The 14,611-nt window shown below is 49.1% G+C and carries 14 protein-coding genes; 7 read left to right on the top strand and 7 right to left on the bottom strand.

The annotated features are described in order from the left end of the window. Positions 1-11: 11 nt before the first annotated feature. Complete coding sequence (gene rraA, locus J3B89_RS06250; RefSeq protein ID WP_215396655.1) at positions 12-497, bottom strand: ribonuclease E activity regulator RraA; 486 nt, start codon at positions 495-497, stop codon at positions 12-14. 169 nt (positions 498-666) lie between these two features. On the opposite strand from rraA, the gene J3B89_RS06245 reads away from it, so the two are divergent. The 4 genes from J3B89_RS06245 to J3B89_RS06230 all read left to right on the top strand — a co-directional run bounded on the left by J3B89_RS06245 (position 667) and on the right by J3B89_RS06230 (position 5,596). Then, entirely contained in the window at positions 667-2,676 is a 2,010-nt protein-coding gene (locus J3B89_RS06245) for a putative bifunctional diguanylate cyclase/phosphodiesterase (RefSeq protein ID WP_215396654.1), read from the top strand. A gap of 55 nt (positions 2,677-2,731) precedes the next feature. After that, complete coding sequence (locus J3B89_RS06240) at positions 2,732-3,256, top strand: phosphatase PAP2 family protein (protein ID WP_215396653.1); 525 nt, start codon at positions 2,732-2,734, stop codon at positions 3,254-3,256. 79 nt (positions 3,257-3,335) lie between these two features. Beyond that, positions 3,336-5,195, top strand: coding sequence for a methyl-accepting chemotaxis protein (locus tag J3B89_RS06235; RefSeq protein WP_215396652.1), 1,860 nt, complete (start codon positions 3,336-3,338; stop codon positions 5,193-5,195). 155 nt (positions 5,196-5,350) lie between these two features. Then, the gene (locus J3B89_RS06230) at positions 5,351-5,596 is read left to right on the top strand and encodes a type II toxin-antitoxin system Phd/YefM family antitoxin (protein WP_215396651.1); all 246 of its coding nucleotides are present in this window, start codon (positions 5,351-5,353) and stop codon (positions 5,594-5,596) included. A gap of 12 nt (positions 5,597-5,608) precedes the next feature. Here the strand turns inward: J3B89_RS06230 and J3B89_RS06225 are convergent, their stop codons facing one another. Genes J3B89_RS06225 through priA form a run of 5 tightly spaced genes read right to left on the bottom strand, consistent with a single transcriptional unit; the run spans position 5,609 to position 10,754 of the window. Next, on the bottom strand, positions 5,609-6,013 hold the full coding sequence (locus J3B89_RS06225; protein WP_215396650.1) for a gamma-butyrobetaine hydroxylase family protein: 405 nt from the start codon (positions 6,011-6,013) through the stop codon (positions 5,609-5,611). A gap of 2 nt (positions 6,014-6,015) precedes the next feature. Continuing rightward, the gene (gene hslU / locus J3B89_RS06220) at positions 6,016-7,350 is read right to left on the bottom strand and encodes an ATP-dependent protease ATPase subunit HslU (protein WP_215396649.1); all 1,335 of its coding nucleotides are present in this window, start codon (positions 7,348-7,350) and stop codon (positions 6,016-6,018) included. A gap of 11 nt (positions 7,351-7,361) precedes the next feature. Then, positions 7,362-7,880, bottom strand: a complete 519-nt coding sequence (hslV, locus tag J3B89_RS06215) for an ATP-dependent protease subunit HslV (protein WP_215396648.1) — start codon at positions 7,878-7,880, stop codon at positions 7,362-7,364. A 58-nt stretch (positions 7,881-7,938) separates the two neighbouring features. Next, positions 7,939-8,520, bottom strand: a complete 582-nt coding sequence (locus tag J3B89_RS06210; protein WP_251372266.1) for an SPOR domain-containing protein — start codon at positions 8,518-8,520, stop codon at positions 7,939-7,941. 59 nt (positions 8,521-8,579) lie between these two features. Further along, complete coding sequence (gene priA / locus J3B89_RS06205) at positions 8,580-10,754, bottom strand: primosomal protein N' (protein WP_349814192.1); 2,175 nt, start codon at positions 10,752-10,754, stop codon at positions 8,580-8,582. A gap of 205 nt (positions 10,755-10,959) precedes the next feature. On the opposite strand from priA, the gene rpmE reads away from it, so the two are divergent. After that, complete coding sequence (gene rpmE, locus J3B89_RS06200; RefSeq protein WP_215396647.1) at positions 10,960-11,172, top strand: 50S ribosomal protein L31; 213 nt, start codon at positions 10,960-10,962, stop codon at positions 11,170-11,172. A gap of 305 nt (positions 11,173-11,477) precedes the next feature. Beyond that, a complete protein-coding gene (locus J3B89_RS06195) occupies positions 11,478-12,719 on the top strand; it encodes a malic enzyme-like NAD(P)-binding protein (RefSeq protein WP_215396646.1) in 1,242 nt (413 codons plus the stop codon). 99 nt (positions 12,720-12,818) lie between these two features. On the opposite strand, the gene metJ is transcribed toward J3B89_RS06195, so the two are convergent. Then, positions 12,819-13,154: a met regulon transcriptional regulator MetJ gene (gene metJ, locus J3B89_RS06190; protein WP_008217699.1), complete on the bottom strand. Its 336-nt coding sequence runs from the start codon at positions 13,152-13,154 to the stop codon at positions 12,819-12,821. Between the two features lie 182 nt (positions 13,155-13,336). On the opposite strand from metJ, the gene metB reads away from it, so the two are divergent. After that, positions 13,337-14,608 carry a cystathionine gamma-synthase gene (gene metB, locus J3B89_RS06185; RefSeq protein WP_215396645.1) on the top strand — a complete coding sequence of 424 codons (1,272 nt, stop codon included), beginning with the start codon at positions 13,337-13,339 and terminating at the stop codon, positions 14,606-14,608. The last annotated feature ends 3 nt before the right edge of the window (positions 14,609-14,611 follow it).

Raw genomic sequence — 14,611 nt, 5'->3', positions numbered from 1 at the left:
CCAGTGCCGCTTTATTCAATATCCAGTGCATCTGGCGACATAATAATGCCAGTGCTGTCGGCATACAGATGATCGCCCGGCAAAAAGGTCACACCGGCAAAATTCACCGGCACATCGGTTTCACCAAAGCCTTTATCATCAGCGCCTACCGGTATAGCATTAACCGCCTGAATACCGATATCAAAATCTTCCAGCAGATCCAGATCGCGCACACTGCCATAACATACTATACCTTCCCAGCCATTAGTGGCCGCCAGTGATGCCAGTTCAGCATCAATAATGGCACGGCGGGCAGAGCCGCCGGCATCTATCAGCAGCACCTTGCCAATGCCCGGATCGGTTAGCATCTGTCGTACCAGACCGTTGTCTTCAAAACATTTGATGGTATGAATTTTACCACCAAAAGAACGTCTGCCGCCGTAGCTGGCAAACAGCGGCTCTACTACATCAACTAAATCGGCATAAAGATCACATAATTCAGAAGTGTTGTATTCCATACGAAGCTCCGGCTGAGAAAAGGTACTGAGCCCACAGTATAGCGCTGACTGGAGTAAGCTCAAACTATTATTATTATTGGTTTTTCGTGGTTAATCCTTGGTAGGCCAGTTGTCGTTTTTGCAGGTTGTTTGCTATGGTGATGGTAACCAAATTTAGCGGCTGCCAGTTGTGACCACCGAATTATTTGCCAGGTTTGTTGTGTACTTTACCCAACTGGGCATAGCTTTACTATTGTGCTATTTGCTATGGCATTTCAGCCGGATATACCGGCAAGAATACATAAAATGCTGGTTTGCAGCTTTACTGTGTTTTGCCGTGTATCAGTCGGCAGTTTTGCTTCAGGGGATTTTGGGGCAAGTCCGTGAAACCACGCTAATACCTTCAGTGTTTCAGTTTTTACTGATTTTCACCAGTTACGCTTTTGCCGTGCTGCTACTGCGCGGCATGGTAATGACACGGCATGACAGGCAGCATTTGTTGTTAAAGCTAAAATTGCGGCCTACTCTGCTTCTGCTTATTGCTGTGGCGTTATTAAGTGTAGCGCCATTTGCGCTGAGCGATGCCTTGGCCGGTTGGCAGTTATATTTTCAGCTGTATATCAGGCTGTTACTTATGGGCATTGTGCTGCTAACTGCTGCTGTAGGGTTGTGGCAAAGAATGTCACCTACGCTGGGGCAGCGGCTGGCGGTCGTGACACTGATGCTTTGGGGTTTATTATATGTTGGTAATAGCATTTGGTTAATGCTGGCTGAGCGCCAGGAGGAATGGAGTTACTGGATCCTGCTGTATAAAAGCACCGAACTGTTTCTGCTTTGTTGCCTCGGGTTAAGCCTGATTATATGGCTGCAAGAACATGAACGCAGTACAAATGAGCAGCTAACCGAAAAAGCCCACTATCTTAACCGCTACGATCAACTCACCGGGGCGTTAAACCGTGATGCGCTGTTATCTGTTCTTAACGACCAGCTACGACAGGAAAAGGCAGCACCGCTGCATTTACTGATGCTGGGTTTAGATAAATTTAAAACCGTTAATGAATCAGTCGGCCTGAAGCAGGGCGATGAAATTTTGCGCCAGCTGATCCGGCGGTTTGAACAAAGTGTATTAAAACCGCTATTAATTGCCCGCACCGGTGGCGATATTTTTACTCTGGTTATCACTGATATAAACAATGATAACCAGTTGCAGTTTACCATCCGGCATGTACAGCAATTAGTAGAAAAAAGCTTTGTGCTCGATTGTGGTTCACTAAAGTTAAGCTGCAGCATTGGCCTGGCTAAATTTCCCCAACATGCAACTAATGCAGAGCAATTGGTACAAAAAGCCAACATTGCTTTTCATCAGGCCAAACGTATGCAAAGCCACTGGCTGGAGTATCAGCCAGGCATGGAAGATGAAACCAGCCGTTTGATCAGCTGGGAAACCGAATTGCTGGCAGCGATGGAGCATAACCAGTTTGTGTTGTACTTTCAGCCGCAATGCAGTGCGCGAGGGGGCAGCATAGAAGCCTTTGAGGTGCTGTTGCGCTGGCAGCATCCGCAAAAAGGTTTTTTGTTACCTGGGCAGTTTTTACCCTTTGTGGAACAATTGGGGCTGAACCGGCAACTGGATTTGTGGGTGCTGCGCAAAGCAGTACATACTATCAGCCAGTGGAAGCAGCAACAGTTGCATATTCCGCTGGCGGTAAATATGTCACCGGTAAATTTTCAACTCGACGGCCTGAAACGTGAAATCCAGCGGTTATTGTTGCAGTACAAAGTATCACCGGATCTGCTGGAGCTCGAAATCACTGAAAATACTGCCATGCATGATATGGAAAAAGGCTCAAATTATGTGATGGAGCTACAGCAAATGGGCATTCGCGTATCTATTGATGATTTTGGTACCGGCTATTCTTCGCTGGCCTATCTGCGGCGTATGCCAATAGACAAAATTAAGATAGACCGTAGCTTTGTGATGGATATGGCCGGTAACGACTCCGATATGATGATAGTTAAAACTATGATTCAGCTGGCGCATGGTTTGGGTAAGCGTATTCTGGCAGAAGGCGTTGAAACGGCCGTGCAGTTAGAGCTGCTGCAGAGTATGTCCTGCGATGCGGTGCAGGGTTACTATCTGGCTAAACCGTTGACAGAAGCCGCTGCTATCGCGTTTTATCGTAATAAAATGTCATTATAACGTCATAAAAAGCCGTTAGGCTGCGCTTAGTCAGGATAAATGACAGGGCGCAGTTATGTTACTTAAACGTCTGGAGCAATGGGATCACCACTCATTTTGCAGCTTGTTCAGCCGCAGCTCGTCCCGGCAGGCATTTGTTGCCAGCTACTTTTTGTCTAAAACAGCTGATGGTCCGCTGTATCTGCTGCTTTGCGGCATCTTGTATCTGCTTAACCATACCGACGCGACAGAACTAACTACGATGCTGTTACTGGCGTTCTCGTTGGAATTACCGTTGTATCTGGTGTTGAAAAACTGCATTAAACGAGCCCGTCCGGCAGATATTTTGACGGTATTCGGCTATGCACATATTACCCCTTCAGATCGTTTTAGCCTGCCGTCCGGCCATACTGCCGGTGCCTTTGTGGTAGCAACCACATTAGCTATTTATTTTCCGGCACTGGCAGTTTTAGCGCTGATTTGGGCCTGTAGTGTGGGCTTGTCACGTATTATGCTGGGCGTACATTTTCCGCTGGATGTTATCGCCGGTGCCACTCTTGGTACTTTATGTAGTTTAAGTGCCTATATTATATACAGTTAGTGTTTAACTAAAAAATAGCCCGCACTTTTATCTGGCTGCGCTATGCTCAACTGAGTTGTTAATAATCCAGGTGAGCAGCATGAATCAGTTACGACAATTATCAATAAAGCAGCGGTTGTTTATTAACGGCGGGGCGCTGGTAGTGGCAATGGCCGTTATGTTGCTGATCCTGTTTTATCAGAGCGCGCAGTTAACCTCTCTGGCCAGAACACAGCAATTGGTAGAACAAATAAGTACCGACGTATTGATGTTTCGCCGCCATGAAAAAGATTTTGTTATGCGCACCGATTTACGCTACCAGCAGCGGCTGAATGATCACTACAGCCAGATGCAGCAGCGCGCAACTGAGCTACAGCAGTTGTTAATGCAGCACAATATTGACGCTAAACCCTTACAGCAGTTTCTTGCTTTAACGGCGCAGTACCAGCAAGCGTTTAATCAGCTAGTGGCGCAGCAGCAGGTTATTGGTTTGAACCCGTCATCGGGTATGATGGGAGAGTTGCGCCAGACGGTACACCAGCTTGAAAGCCACTTTGAACAGCTGGGCCGTGACAACCTTAGCGTATTGTTGTTGCAATTACGCCGCGCCGAGAAAGACTTTCTGTTACGGCGCGATTTAGCTTACCAGCAGCAGTTTAACCAGGTGGCATTGCAGTTACAGCAAGCGGTAGCTGATGATACCAGCGGTAAAAACCTGCTGGTTAATTATCAGCAACATTTTGCTGCGCTGGTTAATTCAATGCAGCAAAGTGGTCTGGATGAAACCCAGGGCTTAACCGGGCAAATGCGTAGCGCTATTCAAGCTACCGAAGCCAGCCTTAGCGAGTTATCTGTGCAAACCAGCCAGGCTATTGCCAATGCTGTTACCTCAGTGCAGCGGCTGGCGGTAGGTATTTTTGTTTTTGTACTGGCGGTAGTGTTGTTGCTGGTTGCCATGACCAGCCGCAGCATACTGCGCCCGGTGCTCGACGTATGTAAAACCATTGGCCTTATTCGCAGCAGTAACGATTTTCGTATGCGGGTTGATGTTGCCGGTAAAGATGAAATGAGCACCTTAGCAACAGACTTTAACGCTATGCTGGGAGATTTTCAGGATTTAATTAAAACGGTAAATCAGGCGCTGGAAATGTTGGACCAGGCCACTAATGAGCTGGCACAGTCTACCGCTGACACCAGCCGTGGCATGCAACAACAGCAAAGCGAAACCGACATGGTTGCCACAGCAGTAACGGAAATGGGCGCTACCATAAACGAAATTGCCAGCAATACAGAAAATACCGCGGCCAGAGCAGAAGCGACCAACCAGAATGCTCAAACCGGCAGAACGGAAGTACAGCAAACGGTACAACGTATTCAGCTGTTATCCGACCGGCTGCAAAATGCCGCCGGGGTAGTGTCAGAGCTGGAGCAGGACAGCAAAACCATAGGCTCAGTGCTGGATGTTATCCGCGGTATTGCCGAGCAAACAAACTTACTGGCACTTAATGCCGCTATTGAAGCGGCCAGAGCTGGCGATCAGGGCCGTGGTTTTGCCGTAGTGGCCGACGAAGTACGTAACCTGGCAATGCGCACGCAGGAATCAACCCGGCAGATTGAGGCCATAGTAAGCGGCCTGCAGGGGCGCACTAATGAGATTGTCAAAGTAATGCTAAGTTGCCGCGAGCAGGGCAGCGAAAGCGCCAGCCAGGCTAATATAGCCATGCGTTTACTCGGTGAAATCACTGCAGATGTCAGCAATATTATGGATATGACCACGCAAATAGCCGCAGCAATTGAACAGCAAAGCCATGTGGCAGCAGAGGTAAATAAAAACGTGGTTAAAATTAGGGATCTTTCAGATGAAACCTACGCCCACGCCAGACAAAATGCGTCTATCAGTGAAGAAGTAGCCCAGCAGGCCGCCCGTTTGCATCAAACGGTAGACAGGTTCCGCGCCTGAACCGGCAGCATAAATACTAACCATAAAACCGGCCCGTCTTATCAGACGGGTTTTAGTATTTGCCACTAACTGCAACACTATAAACTCAGCGCTGGCACTTTTTATTATATAGGTCTGAAATTAGCACTTAATTTGGTGTTGAAAAAGGTGTTTTTATGAGGCGGGTTTTGGCAGATTGCTCAGTCAGCATTTCAGAGTTAAAAAAGAACCCAACAGCGTTACTTAACGAAGCCAACGGCGCTGCTATTGCTATTCTTAATCACAATAAACCTACAGCTTACCTTGTGCCGGCAGAAACCTATGAATGGTTAATGGATATGCTGGACGATTATCAGTTATCACAATTGGTTGAACGCCGAAGGGCGGGGCTTGCTGAAGCGGTGGAAGTAAGCATCAAATGATGATTAATCAGGTTAATAACGCACCTTAACAGCAATTAAATCGTCGCGGTTGGCGTTGGCCTGTTCCAGTTGCGCCAGATACTGTTGCCATAGCTCGCTTTGCTGCTCACTGAGCTGTTTCAGATATTGCCAGCTATAGATACCGCTGTCGTGGCCATCGTCAAACACCAGCTTTACCGCATAGTGGCCAACCGGCTGCAGCTTGCTGATGCTAACCTGTTTTTTATTGCTAACCAGTTTAGGCTTACCGTGGCCGCGTACTTCGGCCGATGGCGAGAACACGCGCAAAAACTCTGCACTAAAACCCGCCACAGAGCCATCGCTGAAGGTAATATCCAGCATCCGGCTCTGGCGGTGGTAGTGCAGGCGGCTAACCTGCAGCTGAATAGTTTTTGCGCTGTGCTCTGTGTGGGCCATTGTTACAGAATAAACCGGCTTAAGTCGTCGTCTTTTACCAGGGCACCCAGATGTTTTTCCACATAGGCGGCGTCAACCTCTATATGTTCACCGGCGTGGTCTGCCGCGTCATATGAAATTTCTTCCAGCAGACGCTCCATTACTGTGTACAGGCGGCGGGCACCGATGTTTTCCGTGGTTTCATTTACCTGCCATGCCGCTGCTGCCAGGCTTTTAATACCTTCGCCGTTAAAACTCAGTTTAACGCCTTCGGTGGCCAGCATCGCAATAGACTGCTCGGTCAGGGAGGCTTTAGGCTCAGTTAGTATGCGCTCAAAATCGGCAGCACTTAATGCCTCCAGTTCTACCCGGATTGGCAGGCGGCCTTGTAATTCCGGCACTAAATCTGATGGTTTGCTCATCTGAAATGCGCCTGAGGCAATAAACAGAATATGGTCGGTTTTTACCATGCCATGCTTGGTGTTAACGGTACAGCCTTCGATAAGCGGCAGTAAGTCACGCTGTACGCCTTCGCGTGACACGTCGGGCCCGCTGGTTTCGCCGCGCTTACAAATTTTGTCTATTTCATCAAGAAACACTATGCCATTTTGCTCTACCGCTTCCAGTGCCTGGGCTTTTAGCTCTTCCGGGTTTACCAGTTTGGCGGCTTCTTCTTCGACAAGCTGCTTAAAAGCATCTTTGATTTTCAGTTTACGTTTTTTCTTTTTCTCACTGCCAAGGCTCTGAAACATGCTTTGCAGCTGCGACGTCATTTCTTCCATACCTGGCGGTGCCATAATTTCAACGCCAATAGGGCCTTGTGACAGCTCCAGTTCAATTTCTTTATCGTCTAACTGGCCTTCGCGCAGTTTTTTACGAAATACCTGGCGGGTGTTGCTGTCTGCTACGGGTTTATTATCGGCTTCGCCCCAGCTGTCTCGGGCCGGTGGTAGCAGTACATCTAAGATACGCTCTTCAGCGGCTTCTTCAGCACGAAAACGGTTTTTCTCAATCGCCTGCTCGCGGAACATCTTTACCGCGCTGTCGGCCAGATCGCGGATAATACTTTCTACTTCTTTGCCGACGTAGCCTACTTCAGTAAACTTGGTGGCTTCTACTTTAATAAAGGGCGCATTGGCCAGTTTGGCCAGACGGCGGGCAATTTCAGTTTTACCGACACCAGTGGGGCCAATCATCAGAATGTTTTTGGGTGTGACTTCCTGGCGCAACGCCGGGTCCAGCTGCATACGCCGCCAGCGGTTACGCAGGGCTATAGCAACAGCACGTTTGGCTTTATTCTGGCCGATAATATGGCGGTCCAGCTCGTGCACAATTTCTCTTGGGGTCATATCAGACATAAAATACCTGCTTATAATTCTTCGATGGTCTGGTGGTGATTGGTGTAAACACAAATATCACCGGCAATAGTCAGACTTTTTTCAACAATGTCGCGCGCACTTAACTGGGTATTTTGCAGCAGTGCCGTTGCTGCAGCCTGGGCGTAGGGGCCGCCGCTGCCTATAGCGATAAGATCTTGCTCGGGCTGCACTACGTCACCGTTACCGGTAATAATCAGCGAGGTATTGGCGTCGGCTACCGCAAGCAGTGCTTCAAGCTTACGCAGCATGCGGTCGGTGCGCCAGTCTTTAGCCAGCTCAACGGCTGCGCGCATTAAATGGCCCTGATGCACTTCCAGCTTGGCTTCAAAGCGTTCAAATAAGGTGAAGGCGTCTGCGGTACCACCGGCAAAACCGGCAATAACTTTGTTGTTGTACAAACGGCGAACTTTGCGGGCGTTGCCCTTCATTACAGTGTTACCAAGCGAAACCTGGCCGTCACCGCCGATGGCAACGTGGCCATCGCGGCGGACAGAAACAATAGTGGTCATGAATAAGCCCTGTGGCGTGATTAACTTAAGGCTTAAGTGTGGTTGCGCATGGCGCTTTTCAAGTCCAGTTCCATATGCGGCAGGTATTGATATTCTGCTGGCGCAGGCGGTTCATGTCTGAAGTGGCTTTGCGTTTAGACTCATAAGGGCCTAACACCACCCGAAACCAGACACCGTTGTCACCTTCAGTACGGCGCACAGTTGAGGCAAAGCCGGCAAAAGCGATCTGGGCTTTCATGGCTTCAGCCTGCTGCTGCTGGCGGAATGAGCCGCATTGCATCTGATAAGGGCCGCTGGATTGTTGCTGTACCGGCACTTCTACGATCACTTCTTTGTTTTCCAGCTCTTTAATGTACTGGTATGGCTCTTCTGTTGGCTTGGCCGGTAACTCGTCTTTTTTAGCGGCTTGCTGTTTTGGCGCCACCGGGGTTACCGGTGCAGCCGGTTGCTGATTTAAATACCAGAGAAAATAAATAAAACCACTGACCAGGGTGAGGGTGACCAGCATTAACAACCAGGGTTTTTTCGGCGCGGCAGCGTTACTGTTGGCTCTGGCCGGACGGCGGCTGGCGGTTTTGGCCTTAGGCCGGCTGGCTTTAACGTAATCTTTTTGTGGCATAAGGTCAGGTAATTTGCTCAAACTTCAGGGCTTGACGCTATTCTACTAGGTTAAACAGAAAAAGAAACAACAGCGCGGCTTCAGGTAAGATCGGTGGGATCAACATCCAACTGCCATTTTACTTTGCGGCTTAATGGCCAGCTGTGTAGTTGTTGCAGCATGTTATCCAGCGCACTGTGTAGCTGTGGCCGGCCTGTGCTGTAAAGCTGCAATTGCCAGCGGTATTTACCGGCCCGGCGCTCCAGTGGTGCCGGAATGGGCCCCAGCAGCTGTAAACCGGTAAATTGGCGGCTGTAGTCGGCCAGTTGCTGCAACCACTGCTGGCACAGATCAGATTGATGCGCCTCAGCGCGAAACATCGCCAGATGCCTATAAGGCGGTAAGCGGGTTTGCTCACGTTCTTTAAGCGCACTGCGGGCAAAAGACGCATAACCGTTATTAATAATATCCTGCAGTAAAACATGGTCCGGATAGTGGGTTTGCAGTAGTACTTTGCCACCACTGTTGCCACGGCCCGCCCGGCCCGCTACCTGGGTAAGTAACTGTGCCAGTTGCTCGGGGGCACGAAAATCACTGCTGTATAGCGCACCGTCAACATCAACAATAACTACCAGGCTGACATTAGGAAAATGATGGCCTTTGGCCAGCATCTGGGTGCCAACTATCAGCCTGGCACCGCTTTGGTGAATATCGTCCAGCGCCTGATGCAGGGCGCCTTTGCGGCGTGTGCTGTCACGGTCAAGCCGGGTAATGGGCACATCTGTAAACAGCTGCTGCAGGTTTTCTTCTAATTGTTCGGTACCCTGGCCCAGCGGTTTTAGTTGGGTGCTGCCGCAATTACCGCACTGGCGTGGCACTGTTTTGCTGGCGCCACAATGATGGCATACCAGTTGGCGGCTTTGTTTATGGTAGGTAGTAAAAGCGCTGCAGCGATGGCATTCGGTTAGCCAGCCACATTCCTGGCAGCTTAATGCCGGGGCAAAACCACGGCGGTTTAAAAACAACATTACCTGCAGGCCCAGGGCCAGCTGCTTTTTAATTTGCGCCAGCGTTTGGCTGGCTAAGCCAAATTGCAATACCTGCTGTTTTAAATCGATCAGTTCAAATACCGGTAGTGTCTGGCCTGCTGCGCGATCCGGCAGTGGTAAATGGATAAAGCGTTTATTCAGTGCGTTGTGCAGGCTTTCCAGGCTTGGTGTGGCAGAGCCAAGCAGAATAGGGCAGTGTTGCAGTGCCGCGCGTTTAATGGCTAAATCGCGGGCATGATAGCGAAAACCGTCCTGTTGCTTTAATGACTGATCATGCTCTTCATCAATAATAATCAAACCCAGCCGGTAAAAGGGTAAAAACAGGGCCGAACGGGTACCGATGATAATGGCCGCCGCACCGGTGCTGGCCTGCAGCCAGCAATGTAAGCGCTCGCTATCGCTAAGTGCAGAGTGCCAGCATAGCACCGGAACATCAAACCGTGCCTGAAACCGCGCCAGTGTTTGTGGCGTTAAGCCAATTTCCGGCACTATTACCAATACCTGCTGTTGCTGGTTAAGCAAGCCAGCAATACTTTGCAGGTACACCTCGGTTTTACCTGAACCGGTAACACCTTCGAGTAATAAGCGTTCAAAGCGGCCGCAAGCCTGATCAACTGCCGTAACTGCCAACGCCTGATTGCTGGTAAGTTTAAGGCCCGCTGCGGGTTTTAGTGGTGCAGCATAAGGCACCGGTGGCACTATCAGCTCTTCTGCCAGCTGTTTATCCAGTAATTGTTTTAAGGTGGCACGGCTGTGTTGCTGCAATAGTACTGATTCGGTTAACTGATGGCTTTGCAGCGCCTGCCACAGTGCACTTTGCTTGGCCGAGCGTTTTAATGCAGTACTACTTAGCTGCTGGCCGGCTGTGGTCAGGCGGTAAGCTTTGGGCTGATAGTCTGCTAAGTTACGGCCTTCACGCAGCAAAGCGGGTAAGGCACTGACTAACACTTCGCCAAGCGGGTAATGGTAATATTCTGCCGCGAAACTGAGTAGCTGGCACAATAGTGGTGGCAACACCGGTGTGGTGTCCAGCAGTTGCAGTACGGGTTTTAGTTTGCCGGCATCAAAGCCATCTTCAGGTGCAAGCTGCCATATAATGCCGACTAACTGGCGGTTACCAAAAGGCACAAGCACACGACAGCCAATCTGACAGGGTTGATCAGAGGCGATTAGGTAGTCAAAGTGTTGTCTTAACGGCACCGGCAGAGCCACGCGAACTACAGTCACAACAGGGTCCTGTTAAATAGCAGCCTTCAAGTGTAAGGACAGCCCGGTGAAATGCCAAGTAAAACAAAATTTATTGCACAACTGCATAAGCTGTTGCAACTTTTGTGGCTATCTATTAAGCTACGCGCCCTTAATTAACTGTAATTACGTATGGTGTCTGGCAAAAATTTTGACCAGATAGCGATACGGCCTAACGAGGTAACCCATGAAGCCAGGTATTCACCCAGAATATAAAGAGATTACTGCTACTTGTACTTGCGGTAATGCATTCAAAACTAAATCAGCACTGTGCAAAGACATCCACCTGGACGTTTGCTCTGCTTGCCACCCGTTTTATACCGGTAAGCAAAAAGTGTTAGACGTAGGCGGCCGTGTAGATCGCTTCAAAAAACGTTTCTCTGTACTGGGCAGCCGTTAATCGGTTTTGCTGCAGCAAAACAGAAAAAGCACCTGCGGGTGCTTTTTTTGTGCCTGAAATTTGTGCCAGATGAGGAATTTATATTCAATATTGCTAAAAGAAATGTTGTTTGTGTGCCGTAATTGTTATAACAGCTACGGGTTGCGACTAAAGTGGTATAGTCAGACAGGCCATTTTACGCTGGTACGATCAGACTGATTACGGTTCTCTTACCGCTGGTAGCTCTTTAGAATAAGCCTCCCTCAGACGTAACTGTACAACAATAACTTTACGCTAGGCCCTACAACAAACGGCAGGATAAACAGATGTCAGATTTCAGAGAACAAGCACTGCGTTACCACGCAGAACCCAAACCCGGCAAAATCAGTATTGAGATCAGTAAACCTGCCGAAACCGTAACAGATTTAGCATTGGCCTATAGCCCGGGCGTAGCAGAACCGGTACGCGAAATAGCTGCAGATATTGATAACGTGTACAAGTACACTGCCAAAGGCAATCTGGTGGCGGTGATCAGTAACGGCACGGCCATTTTGGGGTTGGGTAATTTAGGCCCTATGGCCTCGAAGCCGGTAATGGAAGGTAAGGCTCTGTTGTTTAAGCGCTTTGCTAACCTGGATTCGATTGATATTGAGGTAACGCACCGCACCACAGAAGAGTTTATTAATACCGTAGCCAATATTGCCGACACCTTTGGCGGTATAAATCTTGAGGATATCAAAGCGCCGGAGTGCTTTGAAATTGAAAAAGAGCTGATCAAACGCTGCAAAATTCCGGTGTTTCATGATGATCAGCACGGTACTGCTATTGTAACTGCTGCCGGCATGTTAAACGCGCTGGAAATTCAGGGTAAAGACATTAAAAACGCAATTATTGTCTGTATGGGCGCAGGCGCTGCGGCTATCGCCTGCATGGAGCTGCTGATTAAATGCGGTGCCCAGCGCGAGCATATTTATATGCTGGATACCAAAGGTGTTATTCATACCCGCCGTGATGACCTGAATCAGTACAAGCTGCTGTTTGCCAACAATACTGATAAACGCACGCTGGAAGATGCCTTAAACGGAGCTGATGTGTTTGTCGGGGTGTCGGGCCCGGATGTGTTACCACCGGAAGCGTTAAAGCTGATGGCCGATAAGCCGGTTATTTTTGCTTGCTCTAACCCGGATCCGGAAATTAAACCTGAACTGGCCCATGCCGTGCGCGACGATATAATTATGGCTACCGGCCGTTCGGATTATCCGAACCAGGTAAATAACGTGCTGTGTTTTCCGTTTATTTTCCGCGGTGCTTTAGATGTACGCGCCAGTGTTATTAATGACGAAATGAAACTGGCAGCAGTAAATGCCATTCGGGCTATTGCTAAAGAAGCTGTGCCGCAGGAGGTATTAGCTGCCGCTAAGGTTAGCCAGCTTAGTTTTGGTAAAAGCTATATAATTCCTAAACCAATGGATCCGCGGCTGTTGTCACGGGTAGCTCTGGCAGTGGCGCAAGCGGCAGTGGCATCCGGGGTCGCCAGGTTGCCGTTGCCGGAAAACTACTATAGCTAATTGTCATAATTAACTGCCAAAGTTAGCTGTTATACTTTATTTGTGCAGTTAACGTGCCGCAAAAACAAAACACCCGCCAGCTGGCGGGTGTTTTGTTTGTTATTCTTCGTCGCTGTCGGCTTCAATAATAACCGGGATGGGTTTGCCCATGCTGGTCAGGATCTGACGCACTTCTGCCGGGATCTGGTGCGGGTTGTCTTTACGTAAATCTTCATCGGCTGGCAGTGGCTGGCCGGTAAATGCATGCAGAAACGCTTCGCATAATAATTCACTGTTGGTTGCATGTCGCAGGTTGTTTACCTGGCGGCGGGTGCGTTCATCTGTCAGCACTTTTAATACGTTCAGCGGAATAGATACGGTGATTTTTTTTACGAGTTCTGATTTTTTACCGTGTTCCGCGTACGGGTGAATATATTCCCCATTCCACTTAGCCATATGGTTACCTTGTAATTAGTCATTATGTTGTATTGCTTTACGCAAGTGGCGAAATTCTATCTTGTTATGCCGCCCAGTCAAATAGTGTACAACAAATAATGATTATAGACGGCTAAATGGTTTGACATCTCTATTTCTATCATTATACTTTTAGACGTCTAAACATCTAAATGAGGTTTCCTATGTCAAAGCGCCACGCCGCGACTATCGCTGCCAGAGCCGGTATTGCCCAGGACTCTGCCCACGCTGCGGTTACACCACCGCTGTATTTAACCTCAACCTATGAATTAAAAGCCTTTAAACAGCCCGGCCCTTATGATTACTCACGTTCGAATAACCCGACCCGGGATTTATTAGCTGAAACGCTTGCTGAACTTGAAGGCGGGGTAAAAGCCATTGTTACCAGTACCGGCATGTCTGCCTGTTTGCTGGCGCTGCAACTGCTGACACCGGATGATACGCTGGTGATCCCGCATGACTGTTACGGCGGTAGCTACCGGTTGTTTGTTAATCTGGCACAGCGCAAACGTGCTTTTAAACTGCTGGTAGTAAATTTTCAGCAAGCTGACTGGGCTGAGCAGATCCGGGCTGTGAAGCCGAAAATGATCTGGCTGGAAACGCCGTCTAACCCATTACTGCAAATTACTGATGTGCGTGCCGTATGTGATTTGGCCAAAGCATTACAAGCGCTGGTAGTAGTGGATAACACCTTTTTATCGCCGGTATTACAGCAACCTCTGGCGCTGGGCGCTGATATTGTCGTGCATTCCACCACTAAATATATTAACGGCCACAGTGATATAGTGGGTGGGGTATTGATTGCAAAATCGCAGCAGTTGGGTGATGAATTAAAATGGTGGGCCAATTGCCTGGGTATTACCGGCGCGCCGTTTGACAGTTATATGACACTGCGCGGCCTGCGTACACTGGAGCCGCGGTTGCGTTTGCAGCAGGACAATACTGCCCGGCTGGTAGATTTTCTGGCCAAACAGCCCCTGGTGGCTAAAGTGTATTACCCCGGGCTGCCGCAGCATCCGGGCCATGCTATTGCCAAAGCCCAGCAAAGTGGCTTTGGTGCGATGTGCAGTTTTGATTTGGCCGCTGACGAAAGCTTATTGCCGGTGTTTTTCTCTGCGCTGCGCTTATTTACCCTGGCCCAATCACTGGGCGGCATTGAAAGCCTGGTATGCCATCCGGGCAGCATGACGCATGCATCAATGGATGCCGCGGCGCAGAAAACTGCCGGGATAGGCCCAACGTTAATCCGTTTGTCGGTAGGTATTGAAAACGCTGATGATTTGCTGGCCGATTTACAGCAGGCTTTTAACGCGGTGGCGCAACATAATCAGCAGAACCATCAGCAACAGCTTAATCCGCAGGCTGACAGGTTAAAACAACAGAATGAACAGCAACAGCAGTTCCGGCTTAACCCGGCACTCAGCGCTTTTTGGTAACGC

Origin of the sequence: Rheinheimera oceanensis (assembly GCF_018831085.1) — a bacterium.
Taxonomy (GTDB): domain Bacteria; phylum Pseudomonadota; class Gammaproteobacteria; order Enterobacterales; family Alteromonadaceae; genus Alishewanella; species Alishewanella oceanensis.
Note: the sequence above shows the minus strand (reverse complement) of the source record. Positions and strands in the feature narration are given on the sequence as shown.